This window comes from Euzebya rosea (assembly GCF_003073135.1).
In the GTDB taxonomy this organism is placed as follows: Bacteria; Actinomycetota; Nitriliruptoria; order Euzebyales; family Euzebyaceae; genus Euzebya; species Euzebya rosea.
Genome location: NZ_PGDQ01000020.1, coordinates 51,934 through 75,406 on the forward strand (window position 1 = coordinate 51,934; position 23,473 = coordinate 75,406).

The following is a 23,473-nucleotide window of genomic DNA, read 5'->3' on the forward strand; positions in this document are numbered from 1 at the left end:
GTGCTCCTGTCGTGCAGCCGGGTCAGGCGTCGTCGCCGACGTCCTCCGCCACCGGCTGGCCGCTGACGGGCGGCAGCGCCTCGACCGCCGGGCGTGCACGGGAGGTGGCGGTCAGCGTCTCGGGACGGACCGTCGTCCAGCCCTCCGCAGTCGGGACGTGCAGGGTGCGTCCCGAGCCTGCCCACACCAACGTGTCGACACCGGTCAGCACGCCCTTGCCACCGCGACCCTGCAGCGGGAAGTCCCCACCGGGGACGACCTTGGCCCGACCGTCGGCGTCGACGACGGTCACGTCCCCGTGCTCGGAGACCACCGTGGCGGACACGAGCGCGGCGTCCTTGGGGATCTTGATCCCGGCGACACCCGACGCGGATCGTCCGGTCGGGTTGACGTCGGACACCGGGAAGCGGATGGCCAGCCCCTTGCTGTGGGCCAGCAGCAGCTCGTCGTCCTCCTCGACCCCGAGGACGGCGACGATCCGGTCACCGGACTTGGTGCCCGCGGCGGTCATCGACCGGTTGCGGATCTCGTACTCGCCGCGTTCGGTCCGCTTGACCTGTCCGCCCGCGGAGACGGTCAGCACGTAGGGGTGCTCGCCGAGGACGACGGCGCCGGCGAGCGGGGCGGCCGGCCCCTCCCCCAGCACCGCGGCGACGGCGGTCCCGCGACGTGGCATCGAGACGACCGGCAGCTGCCCGATGTCGATGCGGTAACCGGTCCCCTGCTCGTCGATGAGCAGCAGCACGTCGTCGGCGGCACCACGGAGGACCGCAACGATGGGATCGTGGTCGGCGTTGTGCGGTGCGGTGAGTCGCTTGCGCGCGACCGACTTCAGGTAGCCGCCGGCGGTGACGTAGGTGGTGACGTCCTGGGCAGCCAGGACGGGAGCGACCTCACCCTCGTCATCGCCCGAGGCCGCGTCCCAGCCGTCGATCCGGCTGCGGCGCGGGGTGGTGTGGGTCTCCGCGATCGCGGCCAGCTCGCCCGACAGCATCCGGTCCAGCCGACCGGAGTCGGCGAGGATGGCCTCGAGCTCGGCGACGATCCCGACCAGCTCGTCGTGCTCGGCCTGGATCTTCCCGCGCTCCAGCTTGGCCAGCCGACGCAGCTGCATGTCCAGCACCGCCGTGGCCTGGATCTCCGACATCCGGAACTGCGCCATCAGTCCCTGACGAGCAGCTTCGGCGCTGTCGGCCGCCCGGATCAGGGCGATGACGGCGTCGAGGTTGTCCAGGGCGATGAGCAGGCCCTCGAGGATGTGCAGGCGCGCCTTGGCCTTCTCTAGGCGGTGGCTGGTGCGGCGGGTCAGGACGTCACGCTGGTGGGCCAGGTAGGCGTGCAGCGCCTGCAGCAAACCCATCGTCTCGGGCCGACCGTTGTCGAGGGCGACGAAGTTGACGTTGAAGTTCGTGCGCAGGTCGGTCAGCGAGTACAGCTTCTCGAGCATGGCGCTGGGGTCCTCGCCCCGCTTGAGCTCGATGACGATGCGCATGCCGTCCCGGGACGACTCGTCCCGCAGGTCGCGGATCCCGTCGATCTTCTTGTTCTTGACCAGGTCGGCGATCTTGGTCAGCAACGCCGCCTTGTTCACCTGGTAGGGGATCTCGGTGATGACGATGCGCGGCAGGCCGCCCGAGCGGGTCTCGGTGGCGGCGATCGCCTGCACCGTGACCGCGCCGCGCCCGGTGGCGTAGGCGTCGCGGATGCCGTCACCCGGCAGGATCCGGGCACCGGTCGGGAAGTCGGGGGCCGGCAGGACCTCCATGACCTGCTCGAGGTCCGCCGAGGGCCGCGAGATCAGCAGCTGGCAGGCGTCGATGACCTCTCCCAGGTTGTGCGGCGGGATGTTGGTCGCCATGCCGACGGCGATGCCGGTCGACCCGTTGACCAGCAGGTTCGGGAACCGGCTGGGCAGCACGACCGGTTCGGTCTCGAACCCGTCGTAGTTGGGGACGAAGTCGACGGTCTCCTCGTCGATGCCCGACAGCATCTCCATCGCCAGCGGCGACAGTCGACACTCCGTGTTGTGGCTGATGAAGCCGTCGGTCACGAACGCGTGGGCGTCGGAGTCGACTCGCAGCGAGTAGACCCGCTCCCGGCCGGCGTCGACGACCTCGTCGACCGTGGCGTAGAAGTACCCGCGCTCCACGAGGTCGGTGGCGAAGCGCTGCAGCGCAGGGTCCCGCAGCTTCTCCAGGATCGTGTCGCCGTCCCGCTCCCAGCGCTCCACGCGGTCGATGTTGTGCTTGGACAGCCACTCGCGGCCGCCCCGAGGTGCCTCGCTGCGCAGGTAGCCGGCCAGGTAGGGAATGTGGTCGGACGACATCGCCCGGCTGGTCCGTGGGACACCGGCGAGGGCGTCGGCCAGGGCGCGTCGCTTGGTGCCCCAGAACCCCACGCGTGCCGCGAACAGACGGGCATCCCGACGGTTCACGATGGTGACCTGGTGTTCACCCCGGGCCCCGTCGAGGTACCGACGGGCGATGATCCCGAACTCCAGCAGGAGGGTCTGGACGTCCTTCGCGAGCTGCTCGCTGCGGGTGGAGTAGGCGATCCGGATCGAACCGCGGGGCTGCAGCATCACCGATCCGTCGCCCTCGTACAGGGCCTGGAGGAACACGGCCTTCGACTCCGTCCCGGCATGCCAGACCAGCTCCGGAACACGCTTGTCGGCGCTCCTGAGGCCGATGAGCTCGCCGAGTCGGCTGGCGGCCAGGGCGCTGGTGTCCTGCACGTCCATCTCGTGGATGGTCCTGCCGGACGGGAGGGTGCGGCTGCCAACGAAGAGCTGCCCGCCGATGAGCTGCTCCCATGCCGTACGCACGTGGTCGAAGAAGCGCTTGTCGGTGTTGTTGAACCCGGCGCGAGCCGTCGACGCCCATCCCTCGCTGACGAGGGCGCCGGCCAGGGTCATCCAGCGGTCCTGCTCGTCGCTGGGGTCGAACGTCCCAGCGTCGTCCGCACGACGGATCGCCACTCGGGTCCCGGGCTCGATCTCGTCCAGCGTCCGCCACTGAAGGACGGGAACCCCCGCGACCGGCACGAGGCACAGCACGGGGTGGTTGCCGGTCCCCGTCAGCTCGAATCCCTCGTTCGTGCGCAACGTGCGTACGGGGTGCACGCCGGAGTCGAAGACCTTGGAGGCGACGACCGGCGTTCCGTCGTGCCCGATGACCTTCAGGTCGACGTCGACCTCATCGCATCCATCGGCGATCAGGGCCCCGATCGGCACAGTCGATCCGTCCGCGAGGGCCACCCTGGTCTGTCCGGTCACGCAGTACCTGAACGCCGCCGGAGGGTCACCGTCGATGGATCCGAAGTTGCCTCGGCCGTCCACCAGGGGGTCGCGGATGGCGAAGTCCTGTGCCATGCGCACCAGCGCGTCGTAGATGGAGGAGTCGCCGTGCGGGTGGTACTTCTTCATCACGTCGCCGATGACCGACGCGCACTTGCGGTGCTGGCGGTCGGCCCGGAGGCCAGCTTCGTTCATCGCGTGCAGGATCCGACGCTGCACGGGCTTGAGGCCGTCGCGCACGTCGGGCAGGGCTCGCCCCACGATCACGCTCATGGAGTAGTCGAGGAACGACTGCTCCATGCGTTCGGCGATGTCGACGTCGACGACGTTGCCGTCGTCCAGCAGGGATCCTTGCGCGCTCATGGGCCCCAGTGTGGCAAGCGGGTGCGACATCGCCGGGCAGGCGGTGCGTGCCCGGACCGACCACGCGACCGACCACGCGACCGGTCACCGGACCGGTGCGGACGAGCCGGTCAGCTGGCCCGGTAGTCCATGAGGTTGGCGCCGACGCTTGCGACCAGCACGGCGAGGCGTCCCAGCGGCAGGCCGATGACGCCGGTCTCGCTGCCCTCGATGTGCTCCACGAAGATGCCGCCGATTCCCTGGATGGCGTAGGCGCCGGCCTTGTCCAGCGGTTCGCCGGTGTCGACGTACCACTGGATCTCTCCGGGACCCAGCCGACGGAACCGCACCTTGGTGCGGTCCACGCCCGACGCGCCCTTGGGACCCAGCCGGACGGCCACCCCGGTCAGGACGGAGTGTTCGCGTCCGCTGAGGGCGCGCAGCATGCGTTCGGCCTCGTGGGGTGTCTCGGGCTTGCCCATGACGTCACCGTCGACGATGACCACGGTGTCGGCGGCGACGACGAGGTCCTCCATCTCGGCGTTGACGGCGCTGACCTTCCGGCGCGCCAGCCGCTGCACCATCGCCGCGGGGGCCTCACCGTGCTTGGGGGCCTCGTCGACGTCGGCAGGACGCACGTCGATGTCGAGGCCCAGCCGGTCGACCAGCAGGTCGCGACGGCGGGGTGACGCCGAGGCAAGGACGAGGCGACTCATCCGCCCGACACCACCGCGCCGGCGGCGGCCGGAAGGCGGGTGTGGGTGTCCCGGGAGTCGAGCCATCCGTCCGGAAGCCGGACGGGCTTGGGGCCATGGGTGTGTCCGCGATGCATCGAGACCGCACTCTCGGGCATCGGCGCCTCCCGGTCCACTGTCCCCAGCAGCTCGGCCATCTCCTCGAGCCGTTCCACGCGTCGCAGGGCGCCGCGCAACGACTTGCCGAGCTCGAACCCCTGCAGGTACCACCCGGTGTGCTTGCGGATGTCACGCATGGCGACTGCCTCTCCGAGATGGTCGACCAGCTTCGTGGCGTGGTCGAGCAGGGTGTCGGCCACCTGGCCGAGGTTGGGTGGTGGCGGCACGGGACTGCCGGCCAGCGCGGCTTCGAGCTCGCCGAACAGCCACGGGCGGCCCAGGCAGCCCCGGCCGACGACCACACCGGCACATCCGGTGCGTGCGATCATCTCCACGGCGTCGGCGGCCTGCCAGATGTCGCCGTTGCCGAGCACGGGGACCTCGTCGCCGATGGCCTCGACCAGCGCGGCGATGGCGTCCCAGTCGGCGTGGCCGCCGTAGGCGTCCTGTGCGGTGCGACCGTGCAGGGTGACCGCCGCGGCGCCGAGGTCCCGGGCGATGCGCCCGGCCTCGAGGAAGGTCAGGTGGTCCGCGTCGATGCCCTTGCGCATCTTGACGGTGACCGGACGACCGCCGGCGGTCGAGACGGCGGCCTCGACCAGCTCGGCGAACAGGCCGAGTCGCCACGGGAGCGCCGCGCCGCCACCCATGCGGGTGACCTTGGGCGCCGGGCAGCCGAAGTTGAGGTCGATGTGGTCGACCAGGTCGTGCTCGGCCAGCACCGCCACGCCGTCGCGCATGTGGTCGGGGTCGATGGCGTACAGCTGCAGCGACCTGACCGGCTCGTCGGGGGCGAACGCCGCTCGGAGCATCGTCCGCAACCGCCCACCCGACAGCTCGTCGGCCAGCCGGGCCTTGTCCGACTCGGCGTCGAGCGACCCGTCGTCGGTGCGGAGCAGGGCCATGGCCCCGCGCTGGTCGGCTTCGACGAGGGCGCGGGCACCGACCATCTCGCTGACGTAGAGCCCGCCGCCGAAGGCGCGGCAGACGGCACGGAAAGGCACGTTGGTGACCCCCGCCATGGGGGCGAGGACGACCGGCGGGTCGACGGTGACGGCGGTGCGGGCACCAGCCAGGGTCAAGGGGCTCACGACCGTCGATGGTGCCAGCGACCGGCCCGATCGCAGCGTGTGCCGTCGACCACCCCGACCGAATGGACCCTCGACGAGGTCAGGACTCGTGCAGCTCGGGACGGTCCCGCAGCGCCGCGATCGCGGCGATGGCGTCCTCGGCGCGGTTCGGCGGGACCAGCAGGTGGTCGTGGTGGAACCCCGCGATGATGTTGCAGGGGATGCCCACGACCGCCAGGGCCGCGCTGACCGACGCGGTCAGGCCCACGGCCTCCAGGGAGGAGTGGACGGCCAGCGTCAGCCATGCGGCGGGGAACTCCGCGTCCATGCCCGCCTCCTCGGCGTCGGACTGGCGCAGCACGATCGTGGTGCCCTCGACCTCGGTGACGACCGCCGACAGCGGCAGGTCGGGCAACGGCGCCCCAGGCGGCAGGTTCACGTAGACGTACGTGCCCTCCCGCTGGCGAACGTCGAGTGATTCCAGCAACGTCCCGAGATCCGTTTCACCAGCCATGGGGCCACAACCTAGCCCATGGGGACCGGTCGACCCGTCAGCGTTGCCGGGACGTCAGATGTCGGTCCTAGATGTCGAGGTTCTCCGCGTACTGGGCGTTGGCCTCGATCCAGCCACGCCGGTCCGCGGCGCTGTTGCCCATGAGCAGCCCGAAGATCGACTCGGCCCGGGCCGCGTCCTCGATGCCCACCCGCAGGAGCGTGCGGCGCTGCGGGTCCATGGTGGTCTCCCACAGGTGGTCGGGGTCCATCTCGCCGAGGCCCTTGAACCGGGCGACCTCGACGCCCTTGGGCTCCTTCGGGTCGGTCCGGAAGACCTTGCGGAGCAGCTGGTCGCGCTCCTTGTCGCTCATCGCGTACTCGACGGTGGTCTTCTTGCGCAGCTGGTACAGCGGCGGCTGGGCCAGGTACACGTGTCCCTTGGCGATCAGGTCGGGCATCAGCCGGTAGAAGAAGGTCAGCAGCAGGGTGGTGATGTGCCCGCCGTCGACGTCGGCGTCGGCCATCAGGATGATCTTGTGGTACCGCAGTCCGTTGATGTCGAACTCGGGCTCGACCCCGGTGCCGATCGCCTTGATGAGGTTGGCGATCTCCTCGTTGGCGAGCACACGGCGCAGCTGGGCCTTCTCGACGTTCAGGACCTTGCCGCGCAGGGGCAGGATGGCCTGCCGGTCGCGGTCACGGCCCTGCTTGGACGAACCGCCCGCCGAGTCACCCTCGACGATGTAGAGCTCGGACTCCTCGGGGTTGCGGGAGGAGCAGTCGGCCAGCTTGCCGGGCAGGCCGGCGGAGGAGGAGTCGAGGATGCCCTTGCGCCGGGTCAGGTCCCGTGCGGCCTTGGCGGCCTGGCGGGCCTTGGCGGCCAGCAAGCTCTTCTTGATGATCTTGCGGCCGTCGCCGGTGTTGGCGTCCAGCCACTCGGCGAGGGCCTCGCCGACGACCTTCTCCACGAACTTGCGCATCACCGCGCTGCCGAGCCGGCCCTTCGTCTGCCCCTCGAACTGCGGGTCGGGCATCTTGACGCTGACGACGGCGACCATGCCCTCGCGCAGGTCGTCACCGGTGACCGACTGCGGTCCCTTCTGCACGAACAGCTTGTTCTGGTCGCTGCCCCACTTGTTCAACGTGCGGGTCAGCGCCTTGCGGAAGCCCTCGTCGTGGGCGCCGCCGTCGGGCGTGTGGATGATGTTGACGTAGGAGCGGCTGCGTTCGGAGTGGCCGGTCTCCATCCAGGTGACGGCGATGTCGCAGGCCATCGGCCGGCCGTCGAACTCCTCGGCGCGGGAGATCACGATCGGCTTGGCGAGCAACGGGTCCTTGCCGTCGAGGAGGACGTTGACGAAGTCGGTCAGGCCATCGGCGAAGCGGAAGGACTCGCGGCGCCCCCCGCCCTGGCTGGCCGGCCGGTTGTCGTGGAAGTCGATCCGCAGGCCCGGGTTGAGGAGGGCCGTCTCCTTCAGGCGGGTGACGATGGTCTCGTCGTCGAAGTCGGTGGTGTCGAAGATCTCGGGGTCCGGCCAGAAGCGGACCAGGGTGCCGGTCGCCTTGCCCCCGCGGGCGGCCGTGCCGATCACCTCGAGCTTCTTGGTCCGCTTGCCCTGCTTGAACTGCATGGCGTGGACCTGCCCGTCGCGGCTGACCTCGACCTGGGTGCGGATGGCGAGGGCGTTGACGACCGACACGCCCACGCCGTGGAGGCCACCGGAGACGGCGTAGGCCTGCTGGTCGAACTTGCCGCCCGCGTGCAGCTTGGTCATCACGACCTCGAGGGCCGGGACCTTCAGCTTGTGGTGCTCCTCGACGGGGATGCCACGGCCGTCGTCGGCGACCTCGACCCCGCCGTCCTTGAGGATCTTGACGGTGATCTTCCTGCAGTGGCCCGCGAGGTGCTCGTCGACGGCGTTGTCGACGACCTCCCAGACGAGGTGGTGCAGCCCGCGCACGTCGGTGGACCCGATGTACATGCCGGGACGCTTGCGGACCGCCTCGAGGCCCTCGAGGACGGAGATTGACTTGGCGGAGTACTCGACCATGGTTGGGTCCAATGATGCCAAGGGGGTGTGACGTCCCCTCGCAGGCGCCCCGCCGGGGACCGGTTCAGCCCGCCGTCATCACCCGGCCAGGAACCGGCCCAGCGCCCGGCGTGCCGGTGCGAGGTTGGCGATCGGCACGTGCTCGCCCTGCTGGTGGGCCTGTGCGCCGAGCCCGGGGCTGTAGTTGAGGGCGGGGACGCCGATCTGGGCGAACCGGGCGACGTCGGTCCAGGCCTGCTTCGGGGTGACCGCACCGTCGACGGCGTCGACGAACGCCTGGACGGCCGGGGCGTGGCGGTTGGGCGGGCAGGCGGGGGCGCGGTCGATGATCGCAACCTCGCCCACGTCGCCGATGCGCTCCCGCAGGACGGCCTCGGCGTCCGCAAGGTCCTTGTCGGGGGCGAAGCGGTAGTTGACGTTGACCGTGAACGCCCCGGGGATGACGTTGCGGGCGTTGTCGGTCCACGCCCGGGTGGGGTTGGTGACCTCGCGATAGATCATCCCGTCGACCTCGACGTCGACCGGGGCGTCCTCGCGCCAGCCGGCCAGCCACTCCCCGGCCTTGGTGAGGGCGTTGTCGCCCTGCCACGGGCGCGCGGAGTGCGCCGCCTGTCCGTGGAACGTGACCTCGGCGTGCAGGCCGCCCATGCAGCCGAGCTGGACCTCCATGTCGGTGGGTTCCAGGACGATCGCCAGCGCGGCGTCGGCCAGGCCGGGCATCGCCTCGAGCACGTCGGTCAGCTCGTTGCCCTCCTCCGGGCCCTCCTCCCCCGCGTAGGCCACGAGGGCCATGCGGTAGGGCCCCTTCGTCCGCAGCCGCTCGTCCTCGAAGGCATCCATCGCGATGGCAAGGCCGGCCTTCATGTCGCTGGTGCCACGACCGACGACCAGGTCGCCGTCGATCCGGGGCACGAGGTCGTCGGGGGTCGGCGGGACGACGTCGAGGTGGCCGACGAGCAGCACCAACGGACGGTCGTCCCCCTCGTCCTCGGGGACGCCCGCAACGACGGAGTTGCCCACCCGGACGACGACGTCACCGCGGCTGCCGTACCGGTCGGCCATCCAGTCCGCGATGGGCCCCTCCTCACCCGTGACGCACGGCATCCCGCAGAGCTCGAGGAGCAGGTCGGTCAGGCGCCCGGTCAACGCATCGGTGGGGGCGGTCGGGGTCTCGGATGCCTCGGTCGTCATGCCGGCGAGCCTATCCCCGCCGTCGCCGCGGTCAGCCCTCGACGACCTGCTCGATCGTCACCAGGTCCGGATGCCGTTCGGCGAGGGTGGGGGCGATCCGCACGGTCCAGCGGCGGACCGACGACAGGGTGGCGTGCCGCTCGTACATCACCTCGAGGACGGCGGATGCCATCTCCGGTCCCATGCCGTTGAGCCGGGCCAGCCGGGCACGGGCCCTGGCCCCGCGGCCACGGGACTCCGCGAGCCCGTAGTGGGTGACCTCGTCGCAGGGTCGGCACTGCATCCGCAGGGCGGCGAGGGTGGCGATGCCCTGCCCGTCGACGATGCGGTGGTCCCAGACCTCGTGGCAGATCAGGCCCTTCGCCTGTGACCGACCGCACACCTCGCATGCGCCGCCGGCCCGGTCGACCTCCTGGGCTCGGATGGCTCGCCAGGTCGCGGTGGGCAGCAGCCGGAACCCCGAGACACCCCAGACGGGCGAGGGGATCATCTCCGGGACGTGGACGAGCTTCGGCAGCCCCGAACCGTCGGGGTCCACGGCCTAGTTGGCGTGCAGCTCGGCGTTCAGGCCGCTCCACGAGCCGCCGTCGCGTACGAGCGCCTCGACCGCCCCGGTCTCGGAGTTCCGACGGAACAGCAGGCCGTCGGCGCCGGACAGGTCGCGGGCCTTGACCACCGACCCGTCGGGCATCGCCACGCGGGTACCGCCCGTCAGGTACAGGCCGGCCTCGACCACGCAGTCGTCGCCGAGGGAGATGCCGAGGCCCGAGTTGGCGCCGAGCAGGCAGCGCTCGCCCAGCCGGATCGTCTCCGTCCCACCGCCGGACAGGGTCCCCATGATGGAGGCGCCACCACCGATGTCGGAGCCGTCGCCGACCACCACACCCGCGGAGATCCGCCCCTCCACCATGGACGCACCGAGCGTCCCGGCGTTGAAGTTGCAGAAGCCCTCGTGCATCACCGTGGTGCCAGCCGCCAGGTGGGCGCCCAGCCGGACGCGGTTGCCGTCGGCCACCCGGACCCCCGAGGGGACGACGTAGTCGAGCATCGGCGGGAACTTGTCGACCAGACGGACCTCGACGTGGCGCCCCTCGACCCTCGCGGCCAGGCGAGCGGCCTCGAACCCCTCGACCTCGAACGGGCCGTGGTTGGTCCACACGCAGTTGGTGAGCAGCCCGAAGACACCGTCCAGCGCGACGCCGTGGGGGGCGACCAGCCGGTGGCTCAGCAGGTGGAGGCGCAGCCAGGCGTCGACGGCGTCGACGGGCGCGTCGGCCAGGTCACCGACGAACGCCACGACGAGCTGCCGGGTCCCGCCGGCCGCGGGCACGTCGACCAGCGAGAGGAGCTGTCGCCAGGCGCCCAGGTTCGGGTGCGGCACGTCGACGGACTCGGCCGGGGCGACGACGGTGATCGCCGCGTCGAGCTGGCCGGGGGTCAGCCGGTGGGTGGCGGTGCCGGCCGCGTGGCCGACCTGCTGTGCGACGGCGACGGCCGACAGGGACGGCGTGTCGAGGTTGACCACCGGGAAGATGACGTCGAGGACCGAGCCGGACGGGCCGATGGTGGCCACGCCGACCGCCCATGCAGCGGGCTGGGCCCAGCCGTCGATGGTGGCCTCGAGGGCCGTGCGTGCCGTGGCGATGTCGTCGAGGGTGCGCATGGCACAGAGCGTGCCCGTTCGTGTCCCGGCTCGCCAAGCCGTCGACCCGGGGCGGGCGCTCAGGTGGGCAGGACGCCGTCCGTGATCGCCTGTCGCCATGCGGCCGCCGCCTCGCGGCAGCCCTCCACCGAGGGGACGAGGGCCAGGCGCAGCCAGCCGGCACCGGCTGGCCCGAACGCCGAGCCGGGCGAGGCGATGATCCGGCGGGCCAGCAACGCCTCGGCGTAGGCCCGGTCGTCCCCTCCCGGCGTGCGCAGCCACAGGTAGAACGTCGCCTCCGAACCGCTGACCTCCAGCCCGACCTCGTCGCAGAAGGCCTGCATGACCTGTCGCTTGGCCTCGAAGACCTCGCGACGCTCGGCAACGTGCTCGTCGTCGGCCCAGGCGGCCGCGGCGGCGTGCTGGACGAACTCGGGGCTGGCCGACCCGATGTTGGGCCGCATCGTCCGCTGGGCGGCGATCAGGTCGGGGTCGCCGACGAGGGCGCCGCAGCGGTAGCCGGTCATGCCGCTTCGCTTGGACAACGAGAAGGCCACGAGCACCCCGGTCAGGTCGCCGTCGGCCACCTCCAGCATGGACGTCGGTGGGGTGTCGTCCGGTCGGTGGATCTCGACGTAGCACTCGTCGGAGCCCATCACGACCCCGTGCTCCCGGGCCGTGGCCAGCTGGGCACGCAGCCAGTCGGGCTGGGCGACCGCGCCGGTGGGGTTGTGCGGGTAGTTCAGCCAGGCGACGAACGCGCGGTCAAGGCGGTCGGCAGGCATTCGGTCGAGGTGCAGCAACCAGCCCTCGTCGGGGGACAGGTCGACCCGGTCGGACTCGCCGCCGGCGAACAGGGTCCCGCGTTCGTAGGGCTGGTAGCCGGGTGACCCCCAGATGCAGTGCCGCTTGGACGACCCGGCGTCGAGCAGCCCGAGCGGCGCGTGGAAGATGCCCTCCTTGGATCCCGCGGTGGGCAGGACGTGGCGGTCCGGATCGACCTCGACGCCGAACCGGCGCTGTACCCAGCCGGCGACCGCCTGTCGCAGCTCGGGGATGCCGGCGGCCGTGGGGTACTGGCTGACCTCGGGGACGGCGTCGATCAGCGCCTGCCGGATGAAGGGCGGGGTCGGTTCGACGGGGTCGCCGATGGAGAAGTCGAAGCACGGCTCGTCCTCGGCACGCATCTGCCGGGCGAGGTCCTGGAAGGCGGCCAGCGGGTACCCGCCCAGCCGCGCGAGCACGGGGTTCATGCCCGCAGCTTCGCATGCCGGACGGGCGACCGCTTGTCACGCCCTCGGGGCGTCAGGAACCCTCGACCGACGCCATGTGCCGCGAGAGGTGGTCGGCGACCGCAACCGGATCCTCCAGCGCCACCGAGTGGCCCACCTGCGCAACCGTCACGTGCGATCCGTTGCCCGCGGCCTCGGCGAGCTGGCTGGACGACAGCGGCGGCGGATAGGCGTGGTCCTCCGCACCGGCGATCGCGAGGATCGGCACCTCGGTACGGGCCATCTCGGCACGGATGTCGGTGCGATGGATGACCTGGTGTGCTGCGTCGCCGATGGAGGGACCGAGCGCAAGCATCGAGGCCCGCCACTCCTTCCGGATCTGCGCACGGGAATCGTCGGCCAGCGTGAAGTCGCCGAACATGATGTGCATCAAGGTGTCGATGACCTCCGCGGTGCCGTGCTCCTGCATGTGGGCGACGAGCGGGGCGAACTCCGCGAGGGAGTGCTCCTCCTCCGCCGAGGAACCCATGGCGACGGCGGAGCGGACGAGGTCGGGCCGCCGGGCAGCCAGCCGCAGCGAGATGAAGCCGCCCATGGAGTTGCCGGCCGCGTGGCAGCCCTGGAGGCCCAGGTGTTCGATCAGCGCCGCGGCGTCCTCGGCCAGGGTGTCCATGTCGAGCTGCTCCAGCGGCGCCGGGGCGCTCTCCCCCTGTCCGCGGTGGTCGTAGGTCACGACGCGGTGGGTGCTGGAGAACCGTTCGACGAGGTCAGCGAACATCGACCGGTTGAAGAACAGCGAGTGGCTGAGCAGCAGCCCTGTGCCGTCGCTCGGTCCGTACTCGTCGTAGGCGATCGTGGTCCCGTTGACGGATGCGGTGGGCAAGGTGTCCTCCTCGACTCGGAAGCGGCCGTCGCGGTGACGACCGGCACGATCCTGTCCACGTCGATGTCGTCGCCGCCCCCCGGGATGCGCACGACATCCGACGCCACGCGCACGGCCCCGTGGTCCTCGGTCGAGACCGGTGCACTCCCGCCCGAGGACGTGGATAGGATCCCCGACGAGCCGCCTGATGACCGTTGCGAACTACACCGTCGTCCGGGCCACCACCGACGGGGTGGCCACCGACGAACGCGCCGACTTCTGGACCGAGCACGTCCGCGGCTACCACTGCCGGATGGACATCAGAGGCGTGGACAGCCGGGGGAACGCCACCTTCGCCGCAGGCACGATCCGCCAGGCCACCGCGACCTTCCAGATGGTGGAGTTCTGGTCCGACCGGGTGGCCTACGTCAGGACGCCGGGGCAGGTTCGACGGTTCCCCGACGCCAACTACCGGTTCCTGCTGCCGCTGTCCGGCGGCATGGCCGTGCGGGCAGGCGAGACCGAGACCCCGTTGGAGGAGGGGGTCGGCAGCCTCCTGCCCGGCCACCAGCCCTTCCAGCTGCGCCAGGGGGCGTCGGCTCGGGGTGTCGTCCTGACCATCCCCGAGGCGATCCTCGACGGTCCCCGGCGCCGGTCCGGCCCACCGCTCGGGGCGCTGAACCTGCGGTCGGGCCTCGGCAGGGTCGTCGGCGACATGGTCCGCGACCTTGCTGCGGAGCGGGACCACCTGACGGCTCGCCAGTTCGACGCGGTGTGCGACCGAGTGGCCGAGCTGCTGTGCATCCTGGCCGAGGACGCGCCACCGCATCCGTTGGAGGAGGTCGAGGCCGTCGCACGGCGGTTCGTGCGACGCCACGCCGCCGACCCCGACCTGACGGTCGCCTCGCTGGCACGTTCCCTCGGGTGGTCGGTGCGGCAGCTCCAGCTGGCGATGCAGCAGGCAGACACGACTCCCAGCGAGCTGATCCGGGAGGAGCGGCTTCGCCGTGCCCGCGAGATGCTGCGTGCGCCGGGCGGGCGCGCCAACACCTTGGACGTGATCGCCCACGACAGCGGGTTCGCGTCCGCCGATGCGATGCGCCTGGCGTTCAAGCGCCGGTTCGGCGTGTCGCCGAGCGAGGTCCGCGACCCGCGCTGATCCTCAACCGACGTGGCGGATGTTGTCGCTGGATGACGAACGGGGCCAGCCGGAACGTCGTCGGTGACGAACCGGTTGGGAACCAGCGTCGAGCGCGATGACCACCCGAGGAGCGGCAGTGCTTTACCGACACTTTGCCAAGGCAGTGGAAACCCATGGGGCCACTCCACCGTCTACTGGAACAACACCGCCCACGAGGCGGGGCCAGCCGGCTCCGCTGGACCTGATGGGGCGGAAAGGAAGGTGCGGAGACCGTTGAAGCTTCACAGCTCGGTTCCCGAGGACTTGCTCGACCTCTACTTCGGTGAGCTCGGAAAGGTCGCGCTGCTGACCGCGGCAGACGAGGTGCGCTTGGCCAAGGCGATCGAGGCCGGCGTCGAGGCGCGGGCACGCCTGGCGGACGAGGAGGAGACGCTGACCCCGGAGGAGCGGCTGCAGCTGCAGATCGTCTCCGATGCGGGCGAGGCGGCGTTCGACCACTTCGTCAACGCCAACCTCCGCCTCGTGGTGTCGGTGGCGTCGAAGTTCTCCAAGCGGTCCCAGCTGGGTCTCGACGAGCTGATCCAGGAGGGCAACCTCGGCCTGATCAGGGCCGTGGAGAAGTTCGACTGGCGCCGCGGGTTCAAGTTCTCCACCTACGCGACCTGGTGGATCCGCCAGGCGATCCAGCGTGGTGTCGCGGCGAGCGAGCGGACGATCCGCCTGCCCGTCGCCCTGCACGACGCGCTGGTGAAGGTCCGCGCGGCCCGTGCACGGCTGGAGGCCGTCAACGGTGACGAACCGTCGATCGCCGAGCTCGCCGAGGCCACCCGCCTGAGCGAGCACCGGGTGCGCCGGGCGCTGGACGCCGACAAGACCGTCACGTCCCTGGACCGCAAGGTCGGTCACGACAGCGATGCCAGCGAGATGGCCGACTTCGTCGCCATCGCGGAGGACGCCCCGGCGGACGAGGTCGTCGAAGCGGAGTTCAACCGCCACATGCTGTCGGTCGCCGAGCACCGCCTGGACGAGCGCTCCTGGTACGTCATCACCCGCCGCTACGGCCTGGACGGCCGCATGATCCTGACCCTCGACGCCCTCGGCAAGGAGCTCGGCCTCTCGCGCGAGAGCGTCCGCAAGATCGAGACCCAGGCCCTGAACCGGCTGCAGAAGGAGCTCCGCGCGGCCTGAGGACCCGAGCGTCAGCGAGGCCCGAAGGCGCGCGGGCACGCGCCAGCGTGCACCAGCCAACACCGCGCCGCGTAGGAACGGAGCGAAGCGAGGTCCCCGCCTACCCTGTCGGGGATGACGAGCAGCGTGCTGGCCGAGGACGTGGTGCCGCGTCGGCCGCTGGCGTCGACCATGTGGTTCGGCAGCGGCCGGTCGCGGGGGCGGACCGTCGCCAAGCTGCCCGGCGGGGGCTGGCGGCGGGCGGAGCAGGGCCCCGTGGGGCCGCTCGTGCTGGAGGTTCGTCCTGCCAACGACCGCATCGTGCTGCAGGTCTGGGGACCGGCCACCACTCCCCCGGCGGCCGTCGAGCGGGCGCTCGAGGATGCCCGTGCGTGGGCGGGGTTCCGTGACGACCTGACCGGGTTCGCCGAGCTCGTCGCCCCGCATCCCCTCCTCCGCCACGCGCTCAAGGTGGTCGGACCGCCGATCCTGGGCGCGCTGCCCAGGGCGTCGGAGTCCTTCGGCAGGGCCGTGCTCGGGCAGCTGGTGCAGGGGCTGGAGGCCGCTCGCAGCGCCCACCAGCTGGTCGCGATGCTCGGTACCCCCACCCCGCAGGAAGTGACGGCCTGGCCCACACGCGAGGCGCTGGGGGCTGCACCGGCGCATCAGCTGCGACGCTGCGGGATCGCGTTGCGTTCCGCCTCGGCGCTCCATGCCTTCGCGATGCACGAGACCAGGTTCGAGCGCGAGGCGTCAGCGCGGGCCTGGCACGCGATGGACGCCAGCCTGACCTCGATCCGCGGGGTGGGCGGCTGGACGTCCGCAGAGACCCGCCTGTGGCTCGGCGACCCCGACGCGGTCAGCGTGGGCGACTACCACATCCCGGCCACCATCGGCTGGGCCCTGGGCGACCGGTCCGAGGACGACGCGACGATGCTGGAGCTGCTGGCGCCCTACGCCGGGCACCGGGGACGCGTCATCCGGCTCGTCGAGCGGGCGGCAGGTCGCGGGCTGGTGGAGACCAAGCCTCGTCGTGGTCCTCGTCAGGCCCTGTCGGCGCATCGGTACTGGTAGCCGGCGACGTCGCCTGGATCTCCTCCGCGTCACGGGCCAGCGAACGCACCATCGAGGTGAAGATCGGCCCGTGGAAGGGCACGAGCACCCACCAGTAGAGCCGGCCGATCAGCCCGCGCGGGGCGAACAGGGCCCGCTGGTGCAGCACGGTGCGTTCCGGGCCGTCCGGCTCCAGGCGGAACTCGAGCCACGCGTCACCCGGCAGCCGCATCTCTGCCCGGAGGCGGACCAACCGGTCCCGTGCGAGCGCCTCGACCCGCCAGAAGTCCACCGCATCGCCCGGCCGCAGTTCGACGGGGTCGCGACGACCGCGGCGCAGCCCGACCCCACCGACGAGGCGGTCGAGCCACCCACGCATCGTCCAGGCCCACATGTGGGTCGGCCAGCCGCGGTCCCCGCCGATCCGGGACACGGCGTCGTACACCGCTGCCGCCGACGCGTTCGCGGTCTCCGAGCGGACGTCGCGCAGCAGGACCCCGCCGGACCACTCGGGGTCGCCGGGGTACGGCTCGGCGGGGCTGCGACCGGCCAGGCCCGCCTCGCGCCAGGACGTCTCCACCTCGCGGTCGGCGACCCGCTGGAGCGCCAGCCGCACCGCGGTCTCGTAGGGCAGGCAGGGTTCGGGGTCGAGGTCCTGGCCCGTCTCGCGACCGTCACGGACCACGACGTCGACCGACAGGCTCTGCACCAGCGGCTTGGCCAGCCCGAACGGCACCGGGGTGACGACGTTGACCCAGTAGCTGGACAGGGTCGGTGTCAGGGCAGGCACGGTCAGGATGGCCCGCTTGCGGAGGCCGGCGACGGCGGCGTAGCGCTGCATCATGTCGCGGTAGGTCAGGACGTCGGGTCCACCGATGTCGTAGTCGTGCCCCGCGGTGTCCTCGGTGTCCATGGCCGCGATCAGGTAGCGCAGCACGTCGCGGATGGCGATCGGCTGGACCCGCGTGTCGACCCAGCGGGGGCAGACCATGAACGGCAGCTTCTCCGTCAGGTGGCGGAGCATCTCGAACGAGGCGCTGCCCGACCCGATGATCACCGCAGCACGAAGCACCGTGGTGGGAACCGTCCCCTCCTTGAGGACGTCGGCGACCTCGCCCCGGCTGGCCAGGTGGGCTGAGGAGTCCTCGTCGACCTCACCGAGGCCGCCGAGGTAGACGATCCGCTTGACCCCTGCCGCCTCGGCGCAGGCCGCCACGTGGTCGGCGGCGCGACGGTCCGCCGAGGCGAAGTCGTCGGCCGTGCCCATCTGGTGGATGAGGTGGTACACGCCCTCGCAGCCCTCGACGGCCGCAGCGACGTCCTCGGCAACGGTTGCGTCACCGGCCACCACGTCGACCCTGTCGTGCCAGCCGTGCTGGGCCAGCTTCTCCGGCGATCGGACGAGGCAGCGGACCCGGTAGCCGGCCTCCAGCAGCCGCGGCACGAGCCGGCCCCCCACGTACCCGGTTGCTCCGAGCACGCAGACGGTCTTCTGAGGGGAGTTCATGGTGAGGTTGTACCCCGCGGTGCGTATCCTCTCCCCTGCTGTGACGATCCCCGCGACCGACGACGACCACTACGCCGTGCTGGGGGTGCCCAACGTGGCCCCGCACCTGGTCATCCGTGACGCGCACCGGCGGATCATCCGCGAATCCCATCCCGACCTGGTCGGTGATGCCGTCGCGACGGAGCGGACGGTCCGGGCGAACGCGGCGTGGGCGGTCCTGAAGGACCCGGTCCGCCGTGCCGAGTACGACCGTCGTCGGGCGTCCCGCGAGGCCGGCCCGTCCAGCGCAACGGATCAGGACGACGGCCGGGTGCCCAGCTGGGGGCCGGGGGGCGTCAGGCCCGTGAGCGTCGCCCAGCTGCGCGAAGCCGCGGCGCGCGAGTCGGCCTACTCCGTGATCGGCCGGGCACAGCGGGCGGCGTTCTCCGCCGCCAGCCGTCGCGTCGGTGCGGGCATCGTGCTCGTCGGCACGCTCGTACTGCTGCTCGTCGCCCTGCGCTGACGCAGCGCCCCGCCGGACGTCGGTCCCGAGGGGACGGTCAGGAGCTGGTGATGATCGGAAGGCCGCCGGCGGCCGGATCGTCGGGCGCCTCGGCCATGTCCGCGGCGTGCTGCAGCGGCTGGACGAAGGGCATGGCGGTCTGCTCCAGCGGTTCGGACGGGGTGAACTCCGTCAGGAGCCCGTCCTCGTCGAACATCGCCGCGATCACGTGGCTGCCTCGACGACGGGCCCCGTAGACGACCACCAGCAGGTCCTCCCCCGCCGGGCCGGTGGCCTCGGCGAGCAGGCCGAAGCATGCGGCGTTCGCCGGGACCATGTGCTGGGCGGCGAACACCGACAGGGCCTCCTTGCGCTCGGCGTCGTCGTCGGGGAACCCGTCGAGTGCAGTCACCCGCGTCGAGCCCTCGAGCGGCAGGACCACGGTGACGGGCAGCGGCCGGTCGTGCCGGTCGACGACGTTGGCGGCAGCCTCCTCCATCAGGACCCTCAGCTGGTCGATGGTCATTCGTCGTCCTCCTGGGCCTCGACCTCGTCAGCAGACGGGTTATCAGACGGGTCGTCGGGGTCGGTCGTGTCCGACAGCGCCACGAACAGCTCGTCGGCTGCGACGTCGAAGATCTCCACCCAGGCGTTGTCGGCGATCAGCGGCGGCCAGATGACCTCGCTGATCTCCTCTCGGGTGCCCCGGCCGAGCTCGAAGTCGTCCAGCGGGGCCAGCCCCACGCAGCGTTCGCCGTCGGCGTCGTCGAAGTCGCCCGGTTCGGCGACGGCGACGATGGCGACATCGGCCTTCCAGGCCTGCACGAACTCGCGGCCGGCGCGGAACGCCTCGCCGCAGTTGGCCCCTTCGACGGTGTAGGTGAGGGCCACGATGTCGACCCCGGCCTCGGCGTGCTCGACGAGGGCCGTCTCCAGGGCGTCGCGGTCGAGGATGCCGGCGTCGTCGAGGACATGGCGGCCGTCCCGTGCCGGGATGTCGAAGGCGATGGGCGGCTCGCCGCAGGCCGACACGACCAGCGCGAGGGCAACGGTGAGGAGCAGGACGGGCAGGCGGGTCACTGGCGGGCCTCGGTGTAGCGCTGGACTGGCGACTCGATGGCGTGAGCCGCGGCGAGCTCGGCAACGGCAGCGGGGTCGGCGTCGACGGGCAGGTCGTGCAGCTCGACATCGGTCCGGACGGGCACGACGTCGAGCATCGCGTCGATGTAGTCGGCGCTGTCGCGCAGGGTGGCTGCCAGCTTGGGGGTCTGCTGGTCGGCGGCGGCGACGACGGACGCCAGGTCGGCATGGTCCTGGAGGAGGCGAATGGCGGTCTTGGGACCGACGCCCTTCACCCCCGGCAGCCCGTCGGAGGGGTCGCCGCGAAGGATGGCGAAGTCGACGTAGCGCCGCGGCGCGATGCCGTACTTGTCGTGCACACCGGCTTCGTCGTACAGCGCGACCTTCTTGGTCCCCGAGAGGGTGTAGCGGACGCGGACGACGGGGTCGCGGACCAGCTGGATGAGGTCACGGTCGCCGGTGAGCACCTCGACCCGGTCCCCGGGCCCTGCCTGCGCGGCGAGCGTCCCGATGACGTCGTCGGCCTCCCACCCCGGGGCCTCGACCATCCGCTCCCCCATCGCCGGCAGCAGGCGTCGCAGCAGCCCGAACTGCCAGACGATCTCCTCGGGCGGCGCGGCACGGTCGGCCTTGTAGGCCGGGAAGGCGGCCAGCCGCCCCTCGGGCACCTCGGTGTGGTCGAGGCAGTGCACGACCTCGTCGGGCTGCAGCTCGGCGATCACGGTGGCCACCATGTCGAGGTAGCCACGGACGGCGTTCACCGCGTGCCCGTCGGCGTCGGTGATGGATGTGGGCAGCGCGAAGAACGCCCGGTAGGTCAGGCTCGACGTGTCCACCAGCAGGCTCGAAGTCATCGCTCGGGGAGGCTACCCGCCTGCTTCCACGGGTGGCTGGACCACCCGGGTAGGCTTCCCGCCGACATGGCCACTTCTGCACTCGTCTGGATCTCCGGCGCGTCGGGCGGTATCGGGGCGGCGCTCGCCGCTTCCGTGCCGTTCGAGGACGCCCACACCTTCGACCTGTCCCGCTCCGGCGGGGCCCCCGGCACCGAACACGTGCCGGCCGACCTGTCCGACCCGGCGTCGTGGGCGGCGGTTGCCGCACACTTCGACGCCGTGCTCGGCGGCACCGACGCCGAGACGGCTGTCTTCGTGCACAACGCCGGGACGCTGGACCCGATGGGCTTCGCCGGCCGCGTCGACCAGGCCGCCTACACCCGCAACGTGCTGCTGAACAGCGCCGCCCCGCAGGTGCTCGGCAACGCGTTCCTGACTGCGGTCCGTCGCGCCTCGTCGGTGACCCGTGCGGCCCTGGTGTTCCTGTCCTCCGGGGCGGCCTCGAAGCCGTACGAGGGCTGGTCGTCCTACTGCGGCGCCAAGGCCGGTGTGGACCACTGGGTCCGCACGGTCGGCGCCGAGCAGGCGTCGACCGACACCCCGGTCAAGGTCGTCGCCGTGGCACCCGGGGTCGTCGGCACCGGCATGCAGGAGTTCATCCGCGCCCAGGACGAGGCTGACTTCCCCGCCAAGGAGAAGTTCGTCGGCCTGTACGAGCGGGGCGAGCTGGTCGACCCGGCCGACGCAGCAGCGGGCATCTGGTCGGTCGTCCAGCGCGACGACATCGAGACCGGTGCCGTCATCGACCTGCGGACGCTGTCGCCGGCCTCGTGAGCGACACCGCCGAGCCGCTCGGCCTGGTCGAGGTCGGCGAGGGCCCGCCGCTCGTCGCCGTGCACGGCGCGTTCTCCGGCGGTCGGCTGACCTTCGAGGGTGTGGCCCGCCGCTGGGGCAGGCGGTCACGGGTGCTGGTCGTGGACCGACCCGGGTTCGAGCGGTCCCCCGGCCCCGAGGCACCCATCGGGGAACAGGCCGCGCGCCTGCTGGCCACGATCGACCAGCACGCCGACGGTGGGCCGGTCGATGCGCTCGGCACCTCCTTCGGGGGACTGGTGGTCCTCAGGGCCGTCCAGGAACGACCGGCGGCGTTCCGGTCCCTCATCATCGTGGAGACGGCGGCCATCGACCTGACCCCGTCCGACATGGTCGAGCCGAGCCGGCTGCTGCGAGCCGCTCGTGCGGCACACGAGCGCGCCGGATCCGAGCTGGAGGCCGCGTTCGACGAGCTGTTCGAGGTCGTCGATCCGGCCCTGATGGCCGCCCTCGCCCCGCTGTACCGACGGGGCGATCCGGGCTTGGCGATGCTGCCGGGTGACCTCGCGATCTGGTTGGCGAGGCTGGACCGTGCCGCCCTGGCCGACGCAGTGTCCGACGACCCGCCCATCCCCGTGACCACCGTGTCGGGGTCGACCAGCCACCCGGCGTTCCGTACCTTCGGGGCCTGCACCGCCGCGGCCTTGTTCGGCCAGCACCACGTGATCGACGGGGCGGGGCACGCCGCACACCTGCACCCCCGGTTCCCCGACGTGCTGAACGCCCACCTGGACGCGTTGGAGTGACCCGTCCCGGCGGCCCACCACGCGACGGACGTCGATCCAGCGGCCGACGGGTCGCACGACGCACGGTGGTGCTGGGCTCGCTGTCGTTGTCGGTGGCCAACCTCGCCGGGGCCGTCGTCGTCTTCGTCCTCCTGGCGTTCGTGCTGCCGGTCCCCGACGGCATCGAGCAGGACCGGACCCGGGTCCTCAACCTGGTCCTGGCCGGCGTCTACGTCGGCACGGCCGCAGCCGCCGGGGTGGCCTTCGGTGCCCGTGATGCAGGCCGGCGGCTGCGCTGGCTGGTCGAGGACCGATCGCCCACCGGCACCGAACGTCGTCAGGCCGTCCGCATCCCCCTGGCCTCGGGGGTCAGGCAGACCGCGATCTGGGGCCTGGCGGCCGTGCTCTTCGCCGTCGTCAACGGCCTGCAGGACGTGCTGCTGGGGGTCGAGGTCGGCTTGACCGTCCTCATCGGCGGGCTGACCACGTCGGCGACGACCTACCTCCTCCTCGCGCACATCAACCGCGGCGTGGTCGCGCGGGCCTACGCCGGTCGGTCGCTGCACCGTCCTCCGGGCGCCGGTGTGGCCTGGCGGGCCGTGCTGACCTGGACGCTGGGTACGGGGCTGCCGCTGACCGGTCTGACCCTGCTCAGCGGCCTGGCCATCGGCCTCGACGTGGACCGCAGGGAGCTTGCCGTCGCGGTCTTCGTCCTCGGCCTGACCGCGCTCGCCACCGGACTGCTGACCGTGGTCCAGTTCGCGCGTGGCATGGCCGATCCACTGCGGTCGCTGCGCAGGTCGTTGGAGCGCATCGAGCGGGGCGACCTCGACGTGGACGTCCCCATCACCGAGACCACCGAGATCGGCGTGCTCCAGGCGGGCGTGACCCGCATGGTGGAGGGGCTGCGCGAGCGCGAGCGGGTGCGCGACCTGTTCGGACGTCATGTGGGCGAGGACGTCGCCCGGACGGCCATCGCCGACGGGGTTGCCCTGGGCGGTGAGGAACGGTTCGCGGCGGCGTTGTTCGTCGACGTCGTCGACTCCACCGGGTTGGCCGAGCACAGCTCGCCCCACGCGGTCCTCGACCTGCTCAACAGCTTCTTCGCCGTGGTCGTCGAGGTCGTGGATGCCCACGGTGGGGTGGTCAACAAGTTCATGGGCGACGCGGTGCTGGCGGTGTGGGGTGCCCCGCTGGCCCACGACGACCCGGCAGGTGCGGCGCTGGCCGCCGCACGGGTGCTCAGCGAGCGGTTGCCCGTGGAGGTGACGGAACTCCGCGCAGGGACGGGCGTGGCGGCCGGGCAGGTCGTCGCCGGCAACCTCGGCGCGTCCACACGACTGGAGTACACCGTCATCGGGGATCCGGTGAACGTCGCGTCACGCCTGTCGGGGTTGGCCAAGGACCACGACCCAGCCGTGCTGGCCGACCGGGCTGCGCTGGTGGCCGCTGCGCCGTCGGAGGCGGCGTGCTGGCGCGACGCGGGTGAGGTCACGCTACGGGGCCGGTCGACGCCGACCCCGCTGGCGACGCCGTCCTGAGGACGGCCCGGCCTCGACGTGGCGAGCGGGGAGGG

General features: G+C 71.7%; 21 protein-coding genes. 7 read left to right on the top strand and 14 right to left on the bottom strand.

All coding sequences use genetic code 11. The features are described from left to right. Positions 1-22: 22 nt before the first annotated feature. The 10 genes from CUC05_RS21525 to CUC05_RS21570 all read right to left on the bottom strand — a co-directional run bounded on the left by CUC05_RS21525 (position 23) and on the right by CUC05_RS21570 (position 13,055). The gene (locus CUC05_RS21525; RefSeq protein WP_205712479.1) at positions 23-3,658 is read right to left on the bottom strand and encodes a DNA gyrase subunit A; all 3,636 of its coding nucleotides are present in this window, start codon (positions 3,656-3,658) and stop codon (positions 23-25) included. A gap of 110 nt (positions 3,659-3,768) precedes the next feature. Further along, positions 3,769-4,353 carry a Maf family protein gene (locus CUC05_RS21530; protein WP_108668206.1) on the bottom strand — a complete coding sequence of 195 codons (585 nt, stop codon included), beginning with the start codon at positions 4,351-4,353 and terminating at the stop codon, positions 3,769-3,771. Continuing rightward, positions 4,350-5,582 carry a tRNA dihydrouridine synthase gene (locus tag CUC05_RS21535; RefSeq protein WP_240606307.1) on the bottom strand — a complete coding sequence of 411 codons (1,233 nt, stop codon included), beginning with the start codon at positions 5,580-5,582 and terminating at the stop codon, positions 4,350-4,352. The genes CUC05_RS21530 and CUC05_RS21535 overlap by 4 nt, the downstream gene beginning before the upstream one ends. A gap of 79 nt (positions 5,583-5,661) precedes the next feature. Then, positions 5,662-6,075, bottom strand: coding sequence for an ACT domain-containing protein (locus CUC05_RS21540; protein WP_108668207.1), 414 nt, complete (start codon positions 6,073-6,075; stop codon positions 5,662-5,664). Between the two features lie 67 nt (positions 6,076-6,142). After that, positions 6,143-8,107, bottom strand: a complete 1,965-nt coding sequence (locus tag CUC05_RS21545; protein ID WP_108668208.1) for a DNA gyrase/topoisomerase IV subunit B — start codon at positions 8,105-8,107, stop codon at positions 6,143-6,145. Between the two features lie 78 nt (positions 8,108-8,185). After that, complete coding sequence (gene dapE / locus CUC05_RS21550; RefSeq protein WP_108668209.1) at positions 8,186-9,298, bottom strand: succinyl-diaminopimelate desuccinylase; 1,113 nt, start codon at positions 9,296-9,298, stop codon at positions 8,186-8,188. Between the two features lie 31 nt (positions 9,299-9,329). After that, on the bottom strand, positions 9,330-9,836 hold the full coding sequence (locus CUC05_RS21555; RefSeq protein WP_108668210.1) for a hypothetical protein: 507 nt from the start codon (positions 9,834-9,836) through the stop codon (positions 9,330-9,332). A gap of 3 nt (positions 9,837-9,839) precedes the next feature. After that, on the bottom strand, positions 9,840-10,961 hold the full coding sequence (locus CUC05_RS21560) for a DapH/DapD/GlmU-related protein (protein WP_108668211.1): 1,122 nt from the start codon (positions 10,959-10,961) through the stop codon (positions 9,840-9,842). 59 nt (positions 10,962-11,020) lie between these two features. Continuing rightward, positions 11,021-12,193: a succinyldiaminopimelate transaminase gene (gene dapC, locus CUC05_RS21565; RefSeq protein WP_108668212.1), complete on the bottom strand. Its 1,173-nt coding sequence runs from the start codon at positions 12,191-12,193 to the stop codon at positions 11,021-11,023. A 52-nt stretch (positions 12,194-12,245) separates the two neighbouring features. Then, positions 12,246-13,055: an alpha/beta fold hydrolase gene (locus CUC05_RS21570; protein WP_108668213.1), complete on the bottom strand. Its 810-nt coding sequence runs from the start codon at positions 13,053-13,055 to the stop codon at positions 12,246-12,248. A 187-nt stretch (positions 13,056-13,242) separates the two neighbouring features. Here CUC05_RS21570 and CUC05_RS21575 point away from each other — a divergent pair, with 187 nt between their 5' ends. The 3 genes from CUC05_RS21575 (at position 13,243) to CUC05_RS21585 (ending at position 16,416) form a co-directional block, all read left to right on the top strand. Next, complete coding sequence (locus CUC05_RS21575; protein ID WP_108668214.1) at positions 13,243-14,193, top strand: helix-turn-helix domain-containing protein; 951 nt, start codon at positions 13,243-13,245, stop codon at positions 14,191-14,193. Between the two features lie 255 nt (positions 14,194-14,448). Continuing rightward, complete coding sequence (locus CUC05_RS21580; protein ID WP_170128082.1) at positions 14,449-15,363, top strand: sigma-70 family RNA polymerase sigma factor; 915 nt, start codon at positions 14,449-14,451, stop codon at positions 15,361-15,363. Positions 15,364-15,477: 114 nt separating this feature from the next. Then, entirely contained in the window at positions 15,478-16,416 is a 939-nt protein-coding gene (locus tag CUC05_RS21585; RefSeq protein ID WP_108668216.1) for a DNA-3-methyladenine glycosylase family protein, read from the top strand. Here the strand turns inward: CUC05_RS21585 and CUC05_RS21590 are convergent. Then, positions 16,319-17,902, bottom strand: a complete 1,584-nt coding sequence (locus CUC05_RS21590) for an SDR family oxidoreductase (RefSeq protein ID WP_108668217.1) — start codon at positions 17,900-17,902, stop codon at positions 16,319-16,321. The two genes, CUC05_RS21585 and CUC05_RS21590, sit on opposite strands and share 98 nt — an antisense overlap. 40 nt (positions 17,903-17,942) lie before the next feature. Between CUC05_RS21590 and CUC05_RS21595 the strand changes: the two genes are divergently transcribed. Further along, on the top strand, positions 17,943-18,404 hold the full coding sequence (locus tag CUC05_RS21595) for a J domain-containing protein (protein WP_157965867.1): 462 nt from the start codon (positions 17,943-17,945) through the stop codon (positions 18,402-18,404). Positions 18,405-18,441: 37 nt separating this feature from the next. Here CUC05_RS21595 and CUC05_RS21600 read toward each other — a convergent pair whose 3' ends face one another. From CUC05_RS21600 to CUC05_RS21610, 3 genes are read right to left on the bottom strand one after another with little or no spacing between them, the layout of a single operon-like run. Beyond that, positions 18,442-18,909 (bottom strand): hypothetical protein, encoded by a 468-nt coding sequence (locus tag CUC05_RS21600; protein ID WP_108668219.1) that lies wholly within the window; start codon positions 18,907-18,909, stop codon positions 18,442-18,444. Beyond that, on the bottom strand, positions 18,906-19,463 hold the full coding sequence (locus CUC05_RS21605; protein WP_108668220.1) for a hypothetical protein: 558 nt from the start codon (positions 19,461-19,463) through the stop codon (positions 18,906-18,908). The genes CUC05_RS21600 and CUC05_RS21605 overlap by 4 nt, the downstream gene beginning before the upstream one ends. Continuing rightward, on the bottom strand, positions 19,460-20,317 hold the full coding sequence (locus CUC05_RS21610; protein ID WP_108668221.1) for a 5'-3' exonuclease: 858 nt from the start codon (positions 20,315-20,317) through the stop codon (positions 19,460-19,462). The genes CUC05_RS21605 and CUC05_RS21610 overlap by 4 nt, the downstream gene beginning before the upstream one ends. A 66-nt stretch (positions 20,318-20,383) precedes the next feature. On the opposite strand from CUC05_RS21610, the gene CUC05_RS21615 reads away from it, so the two are divergent. The 3 genes from CUC05_RS21615 to CUC05_RS21625 are packed head-to-tail and all read left to right on the top strand — an operon-like array spanning position 20,384 to position 23,438. After that, the gene (locus CUC05_RS21615) at positions 20,384-21,133 is read left to right on the top strand and encodes an SDR family NAD(P)-dependent oxidoreductase (RefSeq protein ID WP_108668222.1); all 750 of its coding nucleotides are present in this window, start codon (positions 20,384-20,386) and stop codon (positions 21,131-21,133) included. After that, complete coding sequence (locus CUC05_RS21620) at positions 21,130-21,918, top strand: alpha/beta fold hydrolase (RefSeq protein WP_157965868.1); 789 nt, start codon at positions 21,130-21,132, stop codon at positions 21,916-21,918. Before CUC05_RS21615 ends, CUC05_RS21620 begins: the two co-directional genes overlap by 4 nt. Next, complete coding sequence (locus CUC05_RS21625) at positions 21,915-23,438, top strand: adenylate/guanylate cyclase domain-containing protein (protein ID WP_108668224.1); 1,524 nt, start codon at positions 21,915-21,917, stop codon at positions 23,436-23,438. Before CUC05_RS21620 ends, CUC05_RS21625 begins: the two co-directional genes overlap by 4 nt. The last annotated feature ends 35 nt before the right edge of the window (positions 23,439-23,473 follow it).

What these genes read in the sequence shown, in the direction of transcription:
- CUC05_RS21525 (WP_205712479.1), bottom strand. Translation starts at nt 3,658, where the DNA reads ATGAGCGCGCAAGGATCCCTGCTGGACGACGGCAACGTCGTCGACGTC.
- dapC (WP_108668212.1), bottom strand. Translation starts at nt 12,193, where the DNA reads ATGAACCCCGTGCTCGCGCGGCTGGGCGGGTACCCGCTGGCCGCCTTC.
- CUC05_RS21615 (WP_108668222.1), top strand. Translation starts at nt 20,384, where the DNA reads ATGGCCACTTCTGCACTCGTCTGGATCTCCGGCGCGTCGGGCGGTATC.
- CUC05_RS21585 (WP_108668216.1), top strand. Translation starts at nt 15,478, where the DNA reads ATGACGAGCAGCGTGCTGGCCGAGGACGTGGTGCCGCGTCGGCCGCTG.
- CUC05_RS21560 (WP_108668211.1), bottom strand. Translation starts at nt 10,961, where the DNA reads ATGCGCACCCTCGACGACATCGCCACGGCACGCACGGCCCTCGAGGCC.
- CUC05_RS21575 (WP_108668214.1), top strand. Translation starts at nt 13,243, where the DNA reads ATGACCGTTGCGAACTACACCGTCGTCCGGGCCACCACCGACGGGGTG.
- dapE (WP_108668209.1), bottom strand. Translation starts at nt 9,298, where the DNA reads ATGACGACCGAGGCATCCGAGACCCCGACCGCCCCCACCGATGCGTTG.
- CUC05_RS21530 (WP_108668206.1), bottom strand. Translation starts at nt 4,353, where the DNA reads ATGAGTCGCCTCGTCCTTGCCTCGGCGTCACCCCGCCGTCGCGACCTG.
- CUC05_RS21540 (WP_108668207.1), bottom strand. Translation starts at nt 6,075, where the DNA reads ATGGCTGGTGAAACGGATCTCGGGACGTTGCTGGAATCACTCGACGTT.
- CUC05_RS21545 (WP_108668208.1), bottom strand. Translation starts at nt 8,107, where the DNA reads ATGGTCGAGTACTCCGCCAAGTCAATCTCCGTCCTCGAGGGCCTCGAG.
- CUC05_RS21610 (WP_108668221.1), bottom strand. Translation starts at nt 20,317, where the DNA reads ATGACTTCGAGCCTGCTGGTGGACACGTCGAGCCTGACCTACCGGGCG.
- CUC05_RS21600 (WP_108668219.1), bottom strand. Translation starts at nt 18,909, where the DNA reads ATGACCATCGACCAGCTGAGGGTCCTGATGGAGGAGGCTGCCGCCAAC.
- CUC05_RS21590 (WP_108668217.1), bottom strand. Translation starts at nt 17,902, where the DNA reads ATGAACTCCCCTCAGAAGACCGTCTGCGTGCTCGGAGCAACCGGGTAC.